General features: G+C 50.7%; 33 protein-coding genes. 27 read left to right on the forward strand and 6 right to left on the reverse strand.

The genetic code is table 11. From position 1 onward, the window contains the following. The first annotated feature begins 48 nt into the window (after positions 1 to 48). The 5 genes from RDY34_RS04920 to RDY34_RS04940 all read left to right on the forward strand — a co-directional run bounded on the left by RDY34_RS04920 (position 49) and on the right by RDY34_RS04940 (position 1,573). Positions 49 to 315, forward strand: coding sequence for a hypothetical protein (locus RDY34_RS04920; protein ID WP_308074635.1), 267 nt, complete (start codon positions 49 to 51; stop codon positions 313 to 315). A 108-nt stretch (positions 316 to 423) separates the two neighbouring features. After that, a complete protein-coding gene (locus RDY34_RS04925) occupies positions 424 to 579 on the forward strand; it encodes a hypothetical protein (protein WP_308074636.1) in 156 nt (51 codons plus the stop codon). Then, positions 576 to 698, forward strand: a complete 123-nt coding sequence (locus RDY34_RS04930; protein ID WP_308074637.1) for a hypothetical protein — start codon at positions 576 to 578, stop codon at positions 696 to 698. Before RDY34_RS04925 ends, RDY34_RS04930 begins: the two co-directional genes overlap by 4 nt. 79 nt (positions 699 to 777) lie before the next feature. Then, positions 778 to 945, forward strand: a complete 168-nt coding sequence (locus tag RDY34_RS04935; protein WP_308074639.1) for a hypothetical protein — start codon at positions 778 to 780, stop codon at positions 943 to 945. A 109-nt stretch (positions 946 to 1,054) separates the two neighbouring features. Then, positions 1,055 to 1,573, forward strand: coding sequence for a host-nuclease inhibitor Gam family protein (locus RDY34_RS04940; RefSeq protein ID WP_304716878.1), 519 nt, complete (start codon positions 1,055 to 1,057; stop codon positions 1,571 to 1,573). A 160-nt stretch (positions 1,574 to 1,733) separates the two neighbouring features. Here the strand turns inward: RDY34_RS04940 and RDY34_RS04945 are convergent, their stop codons facing one another. From RDY34_RS04945 to RDY34_RS04965, 5 genes are all read right to left on the reverse strand, one after another. Then, positions 1,734 to 1,949: a hypothetical protein gene (locus RDY34_RS04945; RefSeq protein WP_002213624.1), complete on the reverse strand. Its 216-nt coding sequence runs from the start codon at positions 1,947 to 1,949 to the stop codon at positions 1,734 to 1,736. Between the two features lie 3 nt (positions 1,950 to 1,952). Beyond that, entirely contained in the window at positions 1,953 to 2,543 is a 591-nt protein-coding gene (locus tag RDY34_RS04950; RefSeq protein ID WP_304716877.1) for an antA/AntB antirepressor family protein, read from the reverse strand. A 149-nt stretch (positions 2,544 to 2,692) separates the two neighbouring features. Next, on the reverse strand, positions 2,693 to 2,893 hold the full coding sequence (locus tag RDY34_RS04955; RefSeq protein WP_002213622.1) for a hypothetical protein: 201 nt from the start codon (positions 2,891 to 2,893) through the stop codon (positions 2,693 to 2,695). Positions 2,894 to 3,144: 251 nt separating this feature from the next. Beyond that, entirely contained in the window at positions 3,145 to 3,330 is a 186-nt protein-coding gene (locus tag RDY34_RS04960) for a hypothetical protein (RefSeq protein WP_101174511.1), read from the reverse strand. A gap of 312 nt (positions 3,331 to 3,642) precedes the next feature. Further along, positions 3,643 to 4,137 (reverse strand): DUF4760 domain-containing protein, encoded by a 495-nt coding sequence (locus RDY34_RS04965; protein ID WP_304716876.1) that lies wholly within the window; start codon positions 4,135 to 4,137, stop codon positions 3,643 to 3,645. A 428-nt stretch (positions 4,138 to 4,565) separates the two neighbouring features. Between RDY34_RS04965 and RDY34_RS04970 the strand changes: the two genes are divergently transcribed. From RDY34_RS04970 to RDY34_RS05025, 12 genes are all read left to right on the forward strand, one after another. Beyond that, positions 4,566 to 4,919: a gp16 family protein gene (locus RDY34_RS04970; RefSeq protein ID WP_304716875.1), complete on the forward strand. Its 354-nt coding sequence runs from the start codon at positions 4,566 to 4,568 to the stop codon at positions 4,917 to 4,919. Between the two features lie 3 nt (positions 4,920 to 4,922). Further along, on the forward strand, positions 4,923 to 5,351 hold the full coding sequence (locus RDY34_RS04975) for a Mor transcription activator family protein (RefSeq protein WP_304716874.1): 429 nt from the start codon (positions 4,923 to 4,925) through the stop codon (positions 5,349 to 5,351). Positions 5,352 to 5,505: 154 nt separating this feature from the next. Further along, on the forward strand, positions 5,506 to 6,051 hold the full coding sequence (locus RDY34_RS04980) for an N-acetylmuramoyl-L-alanine amidase (protein ID WP_308074640.1): 546 nt from the start codon (positions 5,506 to 5,508) through the stop codon (positions 6,049 to 6,051). Then, positions 6,048 to 6,221: a hypothetical protein gene (locus tag RDY34_RS04985; RefSeq protein WP_308074641.1), complete on the forward strand. Its 174-nt coding sequence runs from the start codon at positions 6,048 to 6,050 to the stop codon at positions 6,219 to 6,221. Before RDY34_RS04980 ends, RDY34_RS04985 begins: the two co-directional genes overlap by 4 nt. 2 nt (positions 6,222 to 6,223) lie before the next feature. Continuing rightward, on the forward strand, positions 6,224 to 6,388 hold the full coding sequence (locus RDY34_RS04990; protein WP_308074642.1) for a hypothetical protein: 165 nt from the start codon (positions 6,224 to 6,226) through the stop codon (positions 6,386 to 6,388). A gap of 2 nt (positions 6,389 to 6,390) precedes the next feature. Continuing rightward, the gene (locus RDY34_RS04995) at positions 6,391 to 6,627 is read left to right on the forward strand and encodes a hypothetical protein (protein WP_304672756.1); all 237 of its coding nucleotides are present in this window, start codon (positions 6,391 to 6,393) and stop codon (positions 6,625 to 6,627) included. After that, positions 6,599 to 7,018, forward strand: coding sequence for a hypothetical protein (locus RDY34_RS05000; protein ID WP_308074643.1), 420 nt, complete (start codon positions 6,599 to 6,601; stop codon positions 7,016 to 7,018). The genes RDY34_RS04995 and RDY34_RS05000 overlap by 29 nt, the downstream gene beginning before the upstream one ends. Further along, positions 6,915 to 7,232 (forward strand): hypothetical protein, encoded by a 318-nt coding sequence (locus RDY34_RS05005; RefSeq protein ID WP_308075254.1) that lies wholly within the window; start codon positions 6,915 to 6,917, stop codon positions 7,230 to 7,232. The genes RDY34_RS05000 and RDY34_RS05005 overlap by 104 nt, the downstream gene beginning before the upstream one ends. Beyond that, positions 7,229 to 7,570: a hypothetical protein gene (locus RDY34_RS05010; RefSeq protein WP_107818626.1), complete on the forward strand. Its 342-nt coding sequence runs from the start codon at positions 7,229 to 7,231 to the stop codon at positions 7,568 to 7,570. Before RDY34_RS05005 ends, RDY34_RS05010 begins: the two co-directional genes overlap by 4 nt. A gap of 11 nt (positions 7,571 to 7,581) precedes the next feature. Beyond that, positions 7,582 to 7,848 carry a hypothetical protein gene (locus RDY34_RS05015; RefSeq protein WP_308028528.1) on the forward strand — a complete coding sequence of 89 codons (267 nt, stop codon included), beginning with the start codon at positions 7,582 to 7,584 and terminating at the stop codon, positions 7,846 to 7,848. Then, the gene (locus RDY34_RS05020; protein ID WP_049343850.1) at positions 7,845 to 8,042 is read left to right on the forward strand and encodes a hypothetical protein; all 198 of its coding nucleotides are present in this window, start codon (positions 7,845 to 7,847) and stop codon (positions 8,040 to 8,042) included. Before RDY34_RS05015 ends, RDY34_RS05020 begins: the two co-directional genes overlap by 4 nt. Positions 8,043 to 8,044: 2 nt before the next feature. Then, entirely contained in the window at positions 8,045 to 8,551 is a 507-nt protein-coding gene (locus tag RDY34_RS05025) for a DUF1804 family protein (RefSeq protein WP_002241531.1), read from the forward strand. Positions 8,552 to 8,561: 10 nt separating this feature from the next. On the opposite strand, the gene RDY34_RS05030 is transcribed toward RDY34_RS05025, so the two are convergent. Then, positions 8,562 to 8,810, reverse strand: a complete 249-nt coding sequence (locus RDY34_RS05030; protein WP_107818627.1) for a hypothetical protein — start codon at positions 8,808 to 8,810, stop codon at positions 8,562 to 8,564. 13 nt (positions 8,811 to 8,823) lie between these two features. Between RDY34_RS05030 and terL the strand changes: the two genes are divergently transcribed. The 10 genes from terL (at position 8,824) to RDY34_RS05080 (ending at position 17,741) form a co-directional block, all read left to right on the forward strand. Then, positions 8,824 to 10,446, forward strand: a complete 1,623-nt coding sequence (gene terL, locus RDY34_RS05035) for a phage terminase large subunit (RefSeq protein WP_308074645.1) — start codon at positions 8,824 to 8,826, stop codon at positions 10,444 to 10,446. After that, a complete protein-coding gene (locus tag RDY34_RS05040) occupies positions 10,446 to 12,014 on the forward strand; it encodes a DUF935 domain-containing protein (RefSeq protein WP_308074646.1) in 1,569 nt (522 codons plus the stop codon). The genes terL and RDY34_RS05040 overlap by 1 nt, the downstream gene beginning before the upstream one ends. Next, positions 12,001 to 13,296, forward strand: a complete 1,296-nt coding sequence (locus tag RDY34_RS05045) for a phage minor head protein (protein WP_308073584.1) — start codon at positions 12,001 to 12,003, stop codon at positions 13,294 to 13,296. Before RDY34_RS05040 ends, RDY34_RS05045 begins: the two co-directional genes overlap by 14 nt. Before the next feature lie 109 nt (positions 13,297 to 13,405). Next, entirely contained in the window at positions 13,406 to 13,822 is a 417-nt protein-coding gene (locus tag RDY34_RS05050) for a phage virion morphogenesis protein (RefSeq protein ID WP_308073583.1), read from the forward strand. A gap of 230 nt (positions 13,823 to 14,052) precedes the next feature. Beyond that, positions 14,053 to 15,114 carry a phage protease gene (locus RDY34_RS05055; protein WP_308073582.1) on the forward strand — a complete coding sequence of 354 codons (1,062 nt, stop codon included), beginning with the start codon at positions 14,053 to 14,055 and terminating at the stop codon, positions 15,112 to 15,114. Further along, positions 15,114 to 16,022, forward strand: coding sequence for a Mu-like prophage major head subunit gpT family protein (locus RDY34_RS05060; RefSeq protein WP_203026545.1), 909 nt, complete (start codon positions 15,114 to 15,116; stop codon positions 16,020 to 16,022). Before RDY34_RS05055 ends, RDY34_RS05060 begins: the two co-directional genes overlap by 1 nt. A 64-nt stretch (positions 16,023 to 16,086) precedes the next feature. Beyond that, positions 16,087 to 16,485: a hypothetical protein gene (locus RDY34_RS05065; protein ID WP_308073581.1), complete on the forward strand. Its 399-nt coding sequence runs from the start codon at positions 16,087 to 16,089 to the stop codon at positions 16,483 to 16,485. Then, the gene (locus tag RDY34_RS05070) at positions 16,485 to 16,907 is read left to right on the forward strand and encodes a gp436 family protein (RefSeq protein ID WP_308073580.1); all 423 of its coding nucleotides are present in this window, start codon (positions 16,485 to 16,487) and stop codon (positions 16,905 to 16,907) included. The genes RDY34_RS05065 and RDY34_RS05070 overlap by 1 nt, the downstream gene beginning before the upstream one ends. Then, positions 16,897 to 17,547, forward strand: a complete 651-nt coding sequence (locus RDY34_RS05075) for a DUF1834 family protein (RefSeq protein ID WP_002229450.1) — start codon at positions 16,897 to 16,899, stop codon at positions 17,545 to 17,547. The genes RDY34_RS05070 and RDY34_RS05075 overlap by 11 nt, the downstream gene beginning before the upstream one ends. Further along, complete coding sequence (locus RDY34_RS05080) at positions 17,544 to 17,741, forward strand: DUF2635 domain-containing protein (RefSeq protein ID WP_002225238.1); 198 nt, start codon at positions 17,544 to 17,546, stop codon at positions 17,739 to 17,741. Before RDY34_RS05075 ends, RDY34_RS05080 begins: the two co-directional genes overlap by 4 nt. Positions 17,742 to 17,743 lie beyond the last annotated feature (2 nt).

The following is a 17,743-nucleotide window of genomic DNA, read 5'->3' on the forward strand; positions in this document are numbered from 1 at the left end:
TTACCCTATGATTTTAATAAGTTATTGTTTTCCAAAGGAAAACGCAAAATGCAAGTTTTGAAGAAAGTTGATTGGAAGATGTTTGTGGCGCGCTCTTTTTGGCGTTGGGCGCCGGTTGGTTTGACGGTGGGCGTGTGGTGTTTTGTGGCGGGGATGGCGTTGCATTCCTGCGCGAAAGAACCCGAACCGGTTGCGAAAGAGCCGACGAAGGTTGAGGCGATGGAAAGACAGGCGGATTTGGAGGTCAAGGTATGGGAAGAGCAATACGAGTCAATGAGCGTCGAGGAAAAAATGAAAGGGATTGTTTATGAGTGATAAGCCAATTTTATTGAACCCTGCGGCGAAAAAAGAGGCTTTGGATCGGGCGGTAAAGGAAATCCGCGCGAAATATGGCGATAAGGCGATTGTGAAAGGATGTGTGAAATGAGTTTCGGACGACGTAATACGGATTGGCAGGCTTGGGGACAACACCGCAGGCGTGCGACGGCGCGAATGGCGCAAAAAAGCCGGGAGCGTGAAATTGAGGAATATCAGGCGCATTTCAGACGGCCTGCCGAGAAGAAGGAGGAGAAAAAATGATTTGGTTTGTTGTCGGATTGGCGGTGTTGGTGCTGCTGGGGATTTGGCTTGAAATGCCGGCCAGAATCGTCGTGTTGCACATGATAGGCGAAGGCCATGACAGGTATGACGACAATTAAAACGGTAAGCCGTTGATGTTGCTCTATATTTTTTTGCCTTATTGAAAATATAAGGTATTGATTTAAAAGGATTTAGGAAATGAATGCAAAAGAAATTGCAGAATGGCTCGAAGACCGTGGCGAGCTGATGATTATGACAAAGGACGGCGAAGGCTTTGTGATTGCAGCGCGTGCGCCGGACGGGATGTGGAAAACTGCCGAGGCGGAAACTTTGGTCCGGGCGATAACTTTATGGGAGGAAGTGTGATGTTTAAGTTTTTGAGAAACCGCGCGAAAGTTGAAGCACTTGCCAAGCGCGAACGCGAACAAGGCTTGAGTAAGCCGAAATGTTAAACCCAACCTGAAAGGAAAAGAAAATGGCTAAAACCCGAATCAAACAACCCGCCATCGAAGCGGCACAAGACAAAGCGGAAGTTACCGCATTTATCCGCCAAATCGGCGACTTGCAGCGCGAAGTCAAACGCCTGGAAACCGAAGCCGGAGACAAAAAAGCGGCCATCGAAGAAGAATATGCCGCCCAAGCCGCGCCGATGTGTGCCGAAATCATGAGCCTGACCGAACGTGTGGCCGCATACTGCGAGGCACATAAGGACGAGCTGACGGAAAACGGTAAAACCAAAACCGTGGACTTTACTACCGGCCTGATTAAATGGCGCATCCGTCCGCCATCCGTCAAGGTAACGGGCGTGGCCGCCGTCTTGGCGTGGCTCTCGGAGAAATCCGCCTTTGCCGAGTTTGTCCGCACTAAAAAGGAAATCGACAAAGACGCCATCCTGAATCAAAAAGAGCGTTTTTCAGACGGCCAAGTGCCGGGGATTAAGATTGTGAGCGGCGTGGAGGATTTTGTAATTGAGCCGAGCGAACAAATTCTATAAAATAAACAGCCTGATTTCAATTCAGTGTGTTGAAACGTGATTGAGCCTACGGAGCAGGAGCTTGCCTAGCCGGTTCAAATAGGCTTTAACCCATGATTAAAGGCCGTCTGAAACGGGGTTTAAAACCTGTTTCAGACGGCCTTTTTTTAATGCCCTACATTCAGGCTGCCTTCTCTTCCTGCTCGTACACGGCGTTGTAGAAAGCGGCGGACAGCTTGTCGGCTTTCTCGGAGGCGGTTTCAATCACGGCAGACAAACCGTCTTCAATTCCTTCCATGTCCATATCCAAAACTTTCAGATGGTTGAGCGTGAACACCAGCAGATTCAGGGCTTTGAGGCTGTCTTGGTCGAAAGTCAGAGTATAGGTGGTATTCATGGCTCAACCCTCCAATCCCAAAGACTGTTGTTGTGCCACCATTTTGGGCTTAGGGACATATTCCAAGAAACCCAAATCGTTGAGTTTTTTGAGACGGTAGGAAACCGCGCCGGGGTTCATGTCCAAGAGTTTGCCTATTTCGGTCAGGTTCAAGCCCATACTGCGGTAGCGCAGCAGCGCGAGCATTTCGGGCGCGGCTTGGAAATAGGCGTCTTCCAATGCATCGATGCGGTATAGCACGGCATCGGGCAGGGCTTTTGCCTGTTTCTCCATTTCGATAAAATATCGGCGGGCTTGGCGTCCTTTGTCGTTGCGTTCAACCATGCACAGCTCTTTTGCCATATCGAGGGATAAATAATACCCCTGAACAGTTTTATCACGCTGTCCAAAGAAACCTGCTTCGGTGCGGACAATTTTGTCCACGCCGATAAAATCAAGGGCTTGTGTAAATCCGTATTCTTCAATGCGACGCTGAATCCATTTATGAAATGGTGTTTCCACACCTAAGAACTTATGCAGGTCATGAGCATCAACCAGTGCTTGTGTTTGATTGTCCAATTGACCTGAAACAGTTGGGATGAGTTGGGTATTCATGGTAAAATTATCTTTCATTTCAAGGTTGAGATGACAAGGAAAAGAACGCTCTAACGTTGCTTTTCCACTATCCCCGATAAGCTGTCACTTATCGGGGATTTCCATATCTTGTGTTGCACAAGATATGGAAATTTTAAATTATGGTAATTCTATTTGTCAATATTCTTTTTTGCTTTCTTTTTGAATTTTTCCGATTCCATATCTCCTCTAATTTTCGATTTTACCCAGTTTGAAAAATCTAAATTTTCAGAAAATTTAATTAAATCAAGTTCTTTTTCGGAATTGAACGATACTGTTTTCACTACTCGCTTGAGTGCGTATTTTTCTTGAGCCTTTTTAATCGAGTCCATAATCTTCCTTTAAATAGGTTTTAAAACACGATTATGGTAATACTAAAAACCATTTTAATCAAGATGTATTACAACAAAAAGCCGTCTGAAATGGGGTTTAAAACCTGTTTCAGACGGCCTTTTTTCATGCCCTACATAAAGAGAGTTGCTGCTCTGCTTTCCACCTGTTCCGCCGATGTTCCACCATCGGGGGAATTTCATTACTGCCTAAGCAGTGAATAAATAATATCGTGTTACGAAAAATATTGCAACTATTTTTTATGTATTTTTTCCTTGATTACCTCTTTAACCCAATTTGAGAAGTCTTCTGCTTCGTTTTGAACAAACTCTACAAGCTCTTTCTCTTTTTCCAGATTGAATGAAACGTGCTTGACAAGCCTTTTTTGCTCGTATTTTTTCCGATACTCGGCTGCCTTTTTGGCTTTTTCGTCATCCATAGGCAAACTCCTTGATTTTTTAAACTGCCTTTTGTAAGATAGGGACTGGGGCGGCGGCTACCGCCCCAGCCGGTTTTATCCGCTAATAGGCGTATCGCCTGCCAGCATTAAGATTAAAACCAGGATGAGAATTTGAAGGGCAAGCTTCATTTTCCTACTCCCTGTACAGGCCCCGCTTCGGTGGGGCTTTTCCCGTATCGGCACCCGATGCGCCGATGAATTGAATTATATCGTAACACGATAAAAAGTCAACCCTTTCTCCAACAAAATCAAAGAAAAATGCCGTCTGAAGCCTTGTTCAGACGGCATTTTTTATTTTTCTTCTTCCCATTTTTTCGCCAGCCATTCAAACTCGCAAAACAGTTTCGGGCGGTTCTCACGTTTTCTTAGTGCGTAAATATAGACATTCAACATTTGCCAGTCGGCAATAATCAAAGAACGCTTCATACGGCGGTAAATATCTTCGTCAAATGCGCCTTCTCGAATTCCCGAGGCCATAAACTCATAATTGTTCAGAATATCCAATATTGCATGATTGGCGTCTTCATTTTCCAAAAGAGGTGCGCCTCCGATAGAATCGAAATTGACACAATCTTGCTTCATGCGTGCATAAGCACGACGGGACTGTATCAGGTTGGCATCCTTTCTGTCTGCCATAACGGCATCAATTGTTGCCCTTTGCCGCCATTGTGTATCGTGGCTGTTATTTTGTTTCCGTAATGCTTTAAGCTGCCAGCCTGCAAAGACCGCAGATGCAATAATGGCTACTGTTTGAATCCAGTAGCCAATCGGTTGACCTAAAAACATATGTTTCCCCTAAAATCAGAAGTCCCAGCCTTCCAAATAAATCATAGTCATATTTTTTCCTTTCTAATGCGTATGCATAAGCATATGGTTAAAATTATAGTAAATCTGAGGATCCTTTTCAAATGCTGTTAAACGCTTTCAATTTGAACCGAATACAGATTTATCGAATATATTGTGCTTTTCTGGTAAATATCTAGATAAAATAACCATATTTAGTAATGTAAAATTAATCGGCATTTAAAGGCATGTCTGATTTTTCAGACGGCCTTTTTTATGTCTGTCCGTTTCGCAAAAAACAGCAGCTTAATACAACATATAGTATTTTATCTGTATAATATGCATTAATTAGTCAATATATTGTGTTTTAATGGTTTGAAGTGCGCCGGGCGTTGATTGCGAAAATTAAGATTGCTCAAAAGGAGCTGGGCTTGGACGACGGTACCTATCGCGCGGTGTTGGAGCGTGTGACGGGCAAGCGGTCGTGTGCGGATATGGATGTTTCTGAACTTGAGTCTGTTGTCGCTGATATGCGGTCGCACGGATTTAAGCCTAAAGCAAAAGGTAACCCACACGGTAAACCACATCTGCGTCGGACATCATCAGCGGCAATGTTGGACAAAGTCGAAGCCCTGCTGACCGTCGGCGGCAAACATTGGAACTATGCACACGCAATGGCGCGGCGGATGTTTGGCAAGGATAAGGTTGAGTATTTGGACGATGCGCAATTGCATAAATTGGTTGCTGCATTGCAGATTGCAGAAAACAGGAAATGGGGAAAGTAGAAGATGGGGTTCGAAAAAGTTGAACATTTATTGCCGGACACGGTACTGGAAATTGTAGATGTCATCGGATTGGCTGCAACCGAGCAGCTGGTCAAGGCGATTGGCGGGGCGCGGTTTAAATTTGGTAAGGGCAAAGTGGACACCGAGCGTTTAGGAATTTTGGTCGAAGCCATCGGCGAAGTGAAAACGCATGAGCTATTGCGGGTATATGGTGGCGAGGAATTGTATGTCCCACGGTGCGGCAAGGCTTTAATACAGTTGAGAAACCATAGGTTCTATCAGGAGTTTATCAAATTGCGCGATATTGATAAGGAGAGCGGGCTTATGGCAATGACGAAGCTATGCCCTAAATATGGCATCTCTTCACGAACGGGATATACGATTATCAATGAAATGAGCCGACCTGCGGCACAGCAGGCAGCTTTATTTTAGGCAGTGATGTGTGACCAGGCTTTGGCCGTCTGTATTCAGACGGTCTTTTTTTTGGTTTGCAGGGGTGAAACATCTACCGTTCGGGACGATGGGTTAAAGACGGTTTAATGGGGTTTTCAAATGTTATGCAATCAACCTTTTTTGGAGATGATGAATGGGCAAAACCGTAACCTTAACCGCCGGACACAGCAACACCGACCCGGGCGCGGTCAACGGAAGCGACCGCGAGGCGGACTTGGCGCAGGATATGCGCAACATCACGGCATCTATCCTGCGTAACGATTACGGCCTGACCGTACGCACCGACGGCGAAGGCAAAGGCAATATGCCCTTGCGCGATGCGGTCAAGCTGATTCGCGGCTCGGATGTGGCGATTGAGTTTCACACTAATGCTGCCGTCAGTAAAGCGGCGACAGGCATCGAAGCCTTGTCCACGCCGAAAAACAAACGCTGGTGTCAGGTATTGGGCAAAGCCGTTGCCAAGAAAACCGGCTGGAAACTGCGCGGCGAAGACGGCTTTAAACCCGACAATTCGGGCCAGCATTCGCGCCTGGCTTATGCGCAGGCCGGCGGCATTGTGTTTGAGCCGTTTTTCATCAGCAACGACACTGATTTGGCCTTGTTTAAGGCGACTAAATGGGGTATCTGCCGCGCGATTGCGGACGCGATTGCGATGGAATTGGGAGCGTCGAAGGTATGAAAAAGTCTTTGATTGCTTTGGCTCTGTCTGTCTTGAAACCGCAGATGCCTGAATTTGAGATTAAGCCTGCCGGTATCGGCTATTTGAAACAACATCCGTCTGTGCGCCCGGGCAAGTCGGGCGTGGCGGCTGCGAAACGTGCGGCGCGTAAACGCAAGAATCGTCGTTAATCATGGGACAGGTTGAGTTTTACGAAAAGATGATTGGGCTGTGGTCGAGCAAAAGCCGTGAGGCAAGCGAACGGGCTGATTTGGCGGCGTTTGAATTTGCGGAGGGCGAACTGGCCAATTATCAGGAAATGCTGAAACGGCACCTGCAAACCAAAAGTGTGGAATAGCAATGCGTATTTTGGATATTTTTAAAAACCCGGCGACAGGCAATGTGTCGCATTCGAAGCTGTGGGCAAACGTTGCCTGCGCGGCGGGGACGTTTAAATTTGTGATGTTGCCCGACCCATCGGCGGAGATTTGGGCGGTGTATTTGGGCATTGTCGGCGGCTATGCCGTGGCGCGTTCGTTGGTCAGCGTCAAACGTCAGGAGGTCGGGAATGAATCTCGTGAAACTGCCGGTGAATAACCTGCAGCCGATTGCCATCATCGCGCTTGTCGGCACGCTCTTGGCTGTGTCGCACCATCAAGGCTACAAGTCGGCTTTTGCGAAGCAGCAGGCGGTCATTGACAAGATGGAAAAAGACAAAGCGCAAGCCCTGCTGTTGTCGGCTCAAAACTACGCCCGCGAACTGGAACAGGCACGCGCGGAAGCGAAAAAATATGAAGTCAAGGCGCACGCCGTCGGCATGGCTTTGGCGAAAAAACAGGCGGAAGTCAGCCGTCTGAAAACGGAAAACAAAAAGGAAATCGAAAATGTCCTTACTCAAGACCGTAAAAATGCAGGCGGCGGTTGTATTGACGGCTTTGGCCATCACGGCCTGCAGCTCTACAACCGCGCCCTCGGTTACGGAAATTAAGGTTGTCGAAAAGGCGGTCATGCCGACACCGCCTGCCGCGTTGATGGTCGCGCCGGTGCGCCCGAATCCGCCGAAAGACGGCAAGACGGCCACGCTGTTGGAACATGCCGTCGAGTTTGGCGGCTATGTTTCGGAGCTGGAAAACCAAAATCAGGCTTGGCGCGATTGGGTCAACAGTCAAGCGGCAGTTGACGGTTCGGAGGGTGCGCGATGACGACTTATCGTGAGTTGGTACAACGCACGGTCGCCTGCCGCCATGCGGATTTAGAGCTGGGATTGAGCCGCGCACGCGAGCAAGAGCCGTTTGTCATTCATGTTTCCGACCTGCTGGATAAGGCAGGCATTGAGTACGCAGTGCGTATGGATAAGGATTTTCAGACGACCTTTAACCTTGAATATCCAAATACAAACTACGACACCTTTAAGCGTGTAGTTAGGCAGATGATTTCGGCGTATTACTGCGTTTGTAATGATGGAGATGGACTCGAAATTTCCGGCAATCGCCCTGACTGCTACTCCGTCCGTATCGTATTCGGCGATGTGCCGGTTTAAAGGGGTTTTAAATGGACTTTGAATTTGGGTTTAAAACCCTGTGGCCGGTTGCGACGGCGGCGTTTTGGTTTTGGGTCAACGGCATTTCAGGCCGTCTGAAAGAGGCGGACAAGCGTATCGACGACCTTAAAGAGGAGCTGCACGCGGTCAAGCTCTCGTACCACACCAAGCAGGATGCCCAAGCCGACCGCAAAAATATCGCAGCGTCTTTGGAGCGCATCGAAAACAAGTTGGAAAAAGTAAACGAAAAACTGGACAGGAAAGCGGACAAATCATGAGCGACCCGATTTTGGAAGCCTTGGCGCGTATCGAAAACAAGACTGATCAGACGCTGAAAAATCAGAAGGAAATGCAGGCGGAAATTGCACAAATCCGCCAAGACACGAAACGCACGGCCATTACATTCGGCGCGATCGGCGGCGGCGTGATTACGGTCGGCTGGGAATTGCTTAAAGCGAAAATGGGACTGTAATTATGGCTCACCCGCAAGAAATCCGTGAAAAGTTACGCCGGCTCTATGTGAGCGGCGAGCAAACTTTGGAAACGGCGGCCTTGATGTGCGAAATCCCGCAGGCCACTGCGCGTGCGTGGAAACGTGCGGATAAGGAAAAAGGCGACGACTGGGATAAGATGCGCGCCGCCTACACTTTGGCCGGCGGCGGTATTGAGGACTTGAGCCGTGCGATGTTGGCCGGTTTTATGGTGCAGTACAACAGCACGATGACGATGCTGCAGGATTCGAGTACCGAAGATTTGCCGCCGTCCGACCGCGCCAAGCTGTTGGCCAGCCTGGCCGATGCGTTTACCAAAACCGTATCGGCCAATGCCCGCGTGATGCCGGAAACGTCAAAACTGGCGACGGCTTTGGAATTGATTGAGTTCTTGATGGCGTTTGTGCAAGAAAAACACCCCAAACATTTGCCTGCCTTTGTGGAGGTATTGGAGCCGTTTGGGGTGGAAGTGGAGAAGAAGTTTGGTTAGTTGGGTGAAACTAAGGCTTGCGTCGTTTGCGTTTACCTTTTTCTGATTGTTTGATTTCTTCTGATTGTTCGACTTCCTTAGGCTTATTTTCATGAGATGCAAATAAATCTTCAATCAATTCTTGCAACTCTAAATCGGATATGCCTACCAGTTCATTTTCAAAAGTTTTTCTTAGTTCCTGAATAATTTCTGGAATGCTTAGACCCAAGGCTTGGAGCCTAAGGGCTTCTTTTTTAATTGGTTCGGATAATTCAAACATACATTGCACCCTTATGAAAAATAAAGAATTCCTCAAATCCCTTGCCACCCTTGCCGCCAGTTTGCGCCAAGTCATCGAAGCGGAAGTGGACGGCTTCGATGCGTCGCCCAAGGCTGTTGCTGCACGCCGTACCAAGGTATTTGACCCGGTTGGAGGTTACGAATATTTCGTGAATACCTACTTCCCCCATTATATCCGCTCCCCCGAAAAATCCGAACTGCATGCGTTTTTATTCAGCCGTCTGCCGGAGATTATCCGCTCCCCCAAAGGGGAAAATGAGGCGGTGGGTGCGCCGCGTGGCGAGGGTAAATCGACGCAGGTTACCCAGCTGTTTACGCTGTGGTGTATCGTGACCGGCCAAAAACATTATGCCGTTATTGTGATGGACAGTATCGACCAAGCGTATCCGATGCTGGAGGCCATCAAGGCGGAATTGGAATTTAATCCGCGCCTGAAAACCGACTTTCCTGAAGTATGCGGGCAAGGCCGTGTATGGCAGGCCGGTACGATTGTGACGGCCAATGACGTTAAAGTCCAAGTGGCCGGTAGCGGTAAAAAGCTGCGCGGTTTGCGTCACGGCCCATACCGTCCTGACTTAACTGTTTTGGACGATATCGAGAATGACGAGCAAGTCCGCAACCCCGAACAGCGCGACAAGCTCAATGCGTGGCTGACTAAAACGGTATTGCCACTCGGAGGTGTCGGCCAGAAATACGATGTGATCTATATCGGCACGATTTTGCATTACGACAGTGTGCTGAACCGCACTTTGAATAACCCGTTTTGGCGGGGTGTTAAGTTTAAGGCGATGAAACGCTGGCCTGATCGCATGGATTTGTGGGACAGATGGGAAGAACTTTTCCGAAACGACGGCGAGACTGTGGCCGAGGCGTTTTATCAGGCAAACAAAGACGAGATGGAGCGCGGCGCAGTCACTTCTTGGGCGGCGCGTGGCGTACTCGCGCTGATGAAAATCCGCGCCCGTGACGGTCATGCGACGTTTGACAGCGAATATCAAAACGACCCGGTCAGCGGCGAAGATGCGCCGTTTGCCAAGTCGATGAAGTTTTGGAACGACCTGCCGTCCGATTTGGTGTATTTCGGTGCGCTCGACCCGTCGCTGGGTAAAGCGGGGGCGAGCCGTGACCCGTCGGCGATTATCATTGGCGGTTATCAACGTGAAACCGGCAAACTGTATGTCGTGGAAGCTCAGATTAAAAAACGTCTCCCTGATTTGATTATTGAGGACGTTATCAGATTGCACCGTCAATATCGTTGCAAACTGTGGTTTATTGAGACGGTTCAGTTTCAGGAATTTTTGAAAGACGAGCTGGTCAAGCGCAGCGCGGCGCGTGGAATACCTGTCCCGGCGCGGGCGGTCAAGCCGGTATCGGACAAGCTCTTGCGGATTGAGACTTTGCAGCCTCACATGGCGAACGGTTTGATTCTGTTGAATGAGAGCCAACAGACGCTGATACAGCAGTTCCGCCATTTTCCAAAGGCTGATCATGATGATGGTCCTGATGCCGTGCATATGCTCTGGTCGGGGGCGGTGGCGAATTGTGTGCCGATAGAATGGCAAAGCCCTACCGATAAGGATTTTGATGACGAGATAAAAAGTAAATGGAGCCGATAATGGCAAAAAAGGACAATAAAACTAAAATCCAAAAGCCCGAAGCTGCATTGCAGACGGACGTGGCTCAAATTACGGCGACCGGTCGAGTTATCGCCGAACATCCGTCCAATTTTATTACGCCTCAAAAAATGCGCGCCCTCTTCGAGGACGCGGAAAACGGCGACATCCGAGCCCAACACGAGCTTTTCGCGGACATTGAGGAGCGCGACAGCGACATCGCGGCAAATATGGGGACGCGCAAACGCGCGCTGCTGACGCTCAACTGGCGCGTCGCCCCGCCGCGAAATGCGACGCCCGAAGAAGAAAAGCTGTCCGACCAAGCCTACGAAATGATGGACAGCCTGCCTACCCTCGAAGACCTGATTATGGATTTGATGGACGCGGTTGGGCACGGATTTTCTGCGTTGGAGGTCGAGTGGGTATTTTCAGACGGCCTTTACCTACCCCGAAACTTTATCCACCGCACGCAAAGCTGGTTCAAATGGGACAAAGACGACGGGCTGCTGCTGCGTACCCGCGAAAATCCGGAAGGCGAAGCGTTGTGGCCGCTGGGCTGGGTCATCCATACCCAAAAATCGCGCAGCGTCCAGCAGGCGCGCAACGGGCTTTTCCGCACGCTTTCCTGGCTGTATATGTTCAAACACTACGCCGTCCACGATTTTGCCGAGTTTTTGGAGCTATACGGCATGCCCATCCGCATCGGCAAATACGGCGCGGGTGCAAGCAAGGAGGAAAAAAACACCCTGCTTCGAGCGGTGGCGGAAATAGGTCACAACGCGGCAGGCATCATGCCAGAAGGTATGGAAATCGAGCTGCACAACGCTGCAAGCGGTACGATGGCAACCAGTAATCCGTTTTTGCAGATGGCCGACTGGTGCGAAAAATCGGCGGCGCGGCTGATTTTGGGGCAAACGCTAACCAGCGGTGCGGACGGAAAATCCAGCACCAACGCGCTGGGCAATATCCACAACGAGGTACGCCGCGATTTGCTGGTATCGGACGCAAAACAGGTGGCGCAAACCATCACAAGCCAAATCATCGGACCGTTCCTGCAAATCAACTATCCCAATGCCAACCCAAACCGCGTGCCGAAATTTGAATTTGACACGCGCGAGCCGAAAGACATCGCGGTCTTTGCCGACGCTATCCCGAAACTGGTGGATGTCGGCGTACAAATCCCCGAAAGCTGGGTGCGCGACAAACTGGTCATTCCAGATGTGCAGGAGGGTGAGGCTGTGTTGGTGCGACAGATACCGGACAATCCGGTAAACAGAACTGCATTGGCGGCTTTATCCGCCCACACCGTACCATCTAAGGCTACGGGCAGGCATCAGGAAATATTGGACGGCGCGTTGGATGACGCGCTGGTTGAGCCCGATTTCAATTCTCAGCTCAACCCGATGGTGCGTCAGGCGGTTGCCGCACTTAATGCTTGCAACAGCTACGAGGAGGCAGATGCCGCACTGAATGCGCTTTATCCGAATTTGGACAACGCGAAACTGCGTACCTATATGCAGCAGGCCTTGTTTATCAGCGATATTTTGGGACAAGACCATGCCCGCGCCTGATTTGGGATTTGCCTTAAGTCTGCCGCCAAAAAAGGCAATCGAGTGGCTGGAAAGTAAAAAGGTTACGGCGGAGAGCTACCGCAATCTGACAGCCTCCGAAATTGCCAAAGTCTATACGATTGCCCGCATGACCGACTTGGATATGCTCAACGACATCAAAACTTCGATGGTTGAATCGGCAAAAAGTGGACAGTCGTTTGACGATTGGCGAAAAGGTATCTTGAATCTGCTCAGCAACAAGGGCTGGCTGCATCCGAACGGGCATAACGGTAAGGATATCATCGACCCAGCCACCGGCGAGGTATTCGGTTCGCCGCGGAGGTTGGAGACGATTTACCGTACCAACATGCAAACTGCCTACAACGCCGGTCAATATCAAGGATATATGGCAAATATTGATGCACGACCTTATTGGATGTATGACGCGGTAGGCGACAGCCGCACCCGTCCGGCGCATTCGGCAATAGACGGGCTGGTGTACCGCTACGACGACCCGTTTTGGGCAACGTTTTACCCGCCCAACGGCTACAACTGCCGCTGCTCGGTCATCGCGCTGTCGGAGCGGGATGTGGAACGCCAGGGGCGGATTGTCGGGCAAAGCACGGCGGACAATCTGGTCGAGACCCATAAAATCTACAACAAAAAAGGCGATACTTATCTGACCCTTGCCTATAAAGCACCGGATGGCAGTCTGTACACGACCGATCGAGGATTTGATTACAACGCCGGACGAATGAACTACCGCCCCGATTTAGACAAGTACGACCGTGCGTTGGCGCATCAATTTGCCAAAGCGGAAATGGGTGGTGCGGATTTTAAAACCAGCTTTAAACAGCTTGAAAAAGAGTTTTATGAAGTCAAGCAACGTTTGAATATTGATGGCAAGCCCGATAAAGAGCAGAAAATCAAAATCCGAAACGCGCTATCAAGACAGCTTAAATTTGCTGCGGGTGTATTGAGCAAGGAAACGCAAGAATTGGCAGGTATGACACGAGCGACGGTGTGGCTGTCTGATGATACGTTGGTTAAACAGGTAGACAGCCGTGAGGGGCAGAATTTCGATGACTCCTACTATGCTTTTTTGCCGGATATGCTGCAAAACCCTGAACATGTCATCCGCGACAATCGTGAATTGATTTTCACAGCTCGCTATAAAGGCTCGGCATTGTGGGCAGTTTTAAAATATATTAAGGAGGTGGATGAGATTTATCTACAGTCGTACCGAATCAGTAACGACAAAGAGATTGCCAAATTTATGGCGAAGAAGGAAGTATTGAAATAGACGTTGGGCAAGGCTCGAAATCACTTGCACACGCTCTCGGACGCCCTAACGGGCAGGCTGCGGTATCGAGGTTATCACCGCTTTTCCAACGCCTATAAGGAATCATACCATGATTGATGTCAAAATAGACAATATCTTTGTCGTCCTAAACCAAATCGAGCGGCTTGGCAACGGGATCGAAAACCGCTACCTGCTGATGCGCCGACTGTCCGAAACCATGCACACGGCGGTCAAGCTCAATTTCCGCTACGCAGGCCGTCCGAAATGGTTGGGGCTAAAATACCGCGACGGCAAGCCGCTTTCGGATTCGGGTCGTCTGAAAGACAGTTTTTCCACACTGTCAGACAACGATACCGCCCTTGTCGGTACGAATATCGTCTATACCGCCATCCACAACTTCGGCGGTATGGCGGGGCGCAACCGCAAAGTTCGGATTCCGCAACGGGAATTTTTGACGCTGACGGACGACGACAAACAGGCTTTGATGGACGATGTGCAGGATTATTTTTCGGGTCTGATACCGTGAATTTATAAAACCCTCAAAAACGCGCTTTTTAGCGCGTTTTTTTATGCGGGTAATACAAACCCCTGCCCAAGATATAAAAATCAATCCTAGACGCTTCTAAAAAGCCCCTGAAAACGATTAATTGTGTATCGCGCGGACAGGTTTTAAAAAAATGGCGGGAGGGTTTGAAGCACGCCTACTCTTTGTTGTTTTTTCAAATAGGCAAAATGACAGTATTGAGAGAGGTACACATGTCCAAAAATGCACAAAAAACCCTACTTGCCGTGTGCAGTTTCGAGGTGCAGCCAAAAGACGGGCGAATCCAACTGCTGCCATATGGCGAATTTCGCGCAGTAGACGGTCGTCCGACTGATGTCCCTGCGTGGTATCTGACCGAAGAAAACGGTCATGATGTCGCGTTGTTGGCCAACAGCTCGCGCAATCAGTTGGTTGTCGATTATGAACACCAGACGCTCTACAAAGAGAAAAACGGACAACCTGCACCTGCCGCCGGTTGGATGCGTTGGCTGGAGTTCACGCCTAAAGGCATGTTTGCCGAAGTGGAGTGGACGGACAAGGCGGCTGCGGCAATTGCCGCAAAAGAGTATCGCTACATCTCTGCTGTGTTTTCCTATGACACAAAGGGATATGTAAGCAAAATTTTTCACGCCGCGCTGACAAATTTCCCCGCGTTGGACGGTATGGACGAGGTGCTGGCGGCAGCGTCGGCGCAAATTTTAAAACCGGAAACGGAGCAAAACCCTATGAAAGAGTTGTTACAGCAACTGTTCGGTCTGCCTGATGCGGGCGAAGAAGAACTGAAGGCGGCATTGTCCGCGCTCGTGGAAGCCAAGCCGAAAGACGTGGCATTGTCTGCCGACGTGTTCGCGCAGCTGGCGGAAAAAGACAGCCGCATCACGGCATTGACGGCGCAAACCGCCAAGCCTGATTTGACTAAATACGCGCCTATCTCAGTGGTTCAAGAGCTGCAAAGCAAAGTCGCCGCGCTGACTGCCAAGCAGGAAGCAGACAAAGGCAACGAATTGATTACCGCCGCGCTGACTTCAGGCAAATTGCTGCCTGCTCAGAAGGAGTGGGCAGAAGGCGTATTGAAACAGCCGGGCGGCTTTGCCTTTTTGAGCGGCTTTATTGAAAACGCCCAGCCGGTCGCTGCACTGGCAGGCTCGCAAACGGGCGGCAAAGCACCCGACGAACGCGTCGCCGCACTGACTGCGGAAGAGGCAGCCGCAGCAAAAATGCTGGGCATGTCCGGCGAAGAATTTGTAAAAATCAAAGAAAGCGAAGGTAAGTAATGGACAAATCAGCGATTTTGACCGCAATCACGGCAGCATTCCGCAAAGAATTTCAAACGGGTTTGGAATCCGTCAAGCCCGACTATACCGCCGTTGCGATGACCATTCCGTCCAATACGGCAACCAATACTTATGCGTGGCTCGGCAAATTCCCCCAAATGCGCGAATGGGTCGGCTCGCGCCAAATCGAAAAAATGAACAAGCAGGCGATGAGCCTCGACAACAAAAAGTTTGAAGCAACCGTCGGCGTAGCGCGTACGGACATCGAAGACGACCAAGTCGGCATGTACCGCCCGATGATGGCGGCAATGGGCGAGTCCGCCGCCGCCCTGCCCGATACGCTGGTGTGGGGTCTGCTCAAAAAAGGTAAAACCACTGTCGGTTATGACGGCCAATATTTCTTCGATACCGACCACCCCGTTTACGAGAAATCGGACGGCACGGGTCAGAATACGCCGCACTCCAATCTGACGACCGGTACGGACAACGACGCGCCGACCTTCTACGTCGTCGATGACACCAAGACCCTGAAGCCGCTGATTTTCCAAAACCGCACCGACCCCGAGTTTGAAACCAAATTCGACCCGTCCAAATCTGACCGCGTGTTTATGGAAGACGAATACCTGTACGGATCGCGCCGCCGCTGCAATGCCGGTTTCGGTTTGTGGCAACTGATGCACATGGCGGAAAAAACCGCGCTGACCCGCGAAAACCTTGCCGCCATTATCGTCAAAATGCAAAAAATCAAAGCCGACGGCGGCTATGTGCTGAACGTGAAACCCAGCCTCTTGGTCGTCCCGCCCGAGTTGGAAGACAAAGCCCGCGAACTCTTGGAAGCCGACAAAATCAACGGCACGACCAATACCTTCAAAGGCCGTCTGAAACTGCACGTCTGCGTCCACCTGTAACCCCGAACCGTTTTCAGACGACCTTTAACACCTATTTAAAGGCCGTCTGAAACAAGGAGTCATCATGGCAAAAACCAACAACAAACCAGAAACCGCCGAAACCGCCGCCCCGTCGTTTGAAGACATCAAAGCCGAATTGGACGCCGTGCAGGCAGAGCTTGCCGCCGCCCGAAACGATGTTGAAATGCTGACCACAGACTTGGCAAAAGCCGAAGACGACAAAAAGGCACTGTCCGCCGAACTTGCCGAACTCAAAGCGCAGCATACGCAACGCGCCGCCGACTCTTTGGCGGACAGCCGCGATGTGATGCTCGTCAGTACCGGCGCAGACGGCAAAGAATTTTGGCGCGGCGGCCTGCTGTTTGACGGCGGCTGGCGTGAAGTGAAGCGCGCCGAAGTCGGCGAAGCGGTGTGGAAGGCAATCTGCGCCGAGCCTATGCTGCAACGCAAGGCGGTCGAGTAATGGCATACGCGACGGTTGAGGATATGGTTGCGCGTTTCAGCGAGCTGGAGGTTATCCAGCTGACCGACCGCAACCAAGACGGCTTGATTGACGAGGATGTGGCGGCAGTGGCACTGGCCGATGCCACCGCAGAAATAGACGCTTATCTGGGTCGGTTTAAACGTCCGTTTACCGATGTGCCGCCCATCCTCAAGCGCTTGTGTTGCGATATTGCCCGCTACCGCCTTACCGCCGCCAACGGCGTGCTGATTACCGACGAAATCCGCAACCGCTACAAAATCGACGTGCTCGACCTGCTGCGTGCTATGGCCAAAGGCGAAGTGCAGCTGGGCGTGGATGATAGCGGCGAAGAAGTGGCCGCGGGCGAAGACGGTATTGTGTTTCTAAACGGTAAAAATAAGGTGTTCGGGCGTGATCACTGATATTGAGCAAGCGATAACAGACCGTCTGAAACGGGGCTTGGGTCGCATGGTGCGCACGGTTAAAAGCTACAACGGCGAGGCCGACGATTTGGCGGGGCAAATCCATACGCTGCCTGCGGTTTGGGTAACGTATGGCGGCAGCAAAGTTGAGCCTGCCAGCACCGGCGGCGTATGCGGACGTTATCAGGATACCGCCGAATTTGTGGTGATGGTGGCGGCCCGCAATCTGCGCAACGAGCAGGCGCAGCGGCAAGGCGGCATCGACAGCCGCGAAATCGGCAGCAACGATTTAATCCGCGCTGTTCGCCGCCTGCTTGACGGCCAGCGGCTCGGTTTTGCCGATAGCCGCGGCTTGGTGCCCAAAGCGGTGCGCGCGATTGCCAATCATGTGCTGGTGCAAAACGCCGCAGTAAGCATATATGCGGTTGAGTATGCCATCCGCTTTAACACCTGCGGGTTGGAAAATGACCGCTACCCCGAACGCACCGACAATCCCGACGACCCCAACCATATCTTTACCAAGTATCAGGGTACATTGAGCGAGCCGTGGCCTGATTTCGAGGGGTTGGACGGCAAAATTTACGACCCGCAATCCGCCGATGAAATACCTGTAAACCTAACCCTTAAGGATAAGCAATGAGCAAAATCAAAGTAACGGCGGCAGACGGCCTGCGTGTGCCGACCGAACACAACCCGCACGAATATATCGGCCAAGAGCCGGTGGAGGTGGACGGCAACAGCCTGTATTACCGCCGCATGATTGATGACGGCGATTTGGTGGTGGTTGAGGATGCCGCCCCAAATACCAAAACCCGCAATACTAAGGGAGAGTAATG

Origin of the sequence: Neisseria polysaccharea (genome assembly GCF_963392925.1) — a bacterium.
Classification (GTDB): Bacteria; Pseudomonadota; Gammaproteobacteria; order Burkholderiales; family Neisseriaceae; genus Neisseria; species Neisseria polysaccharea.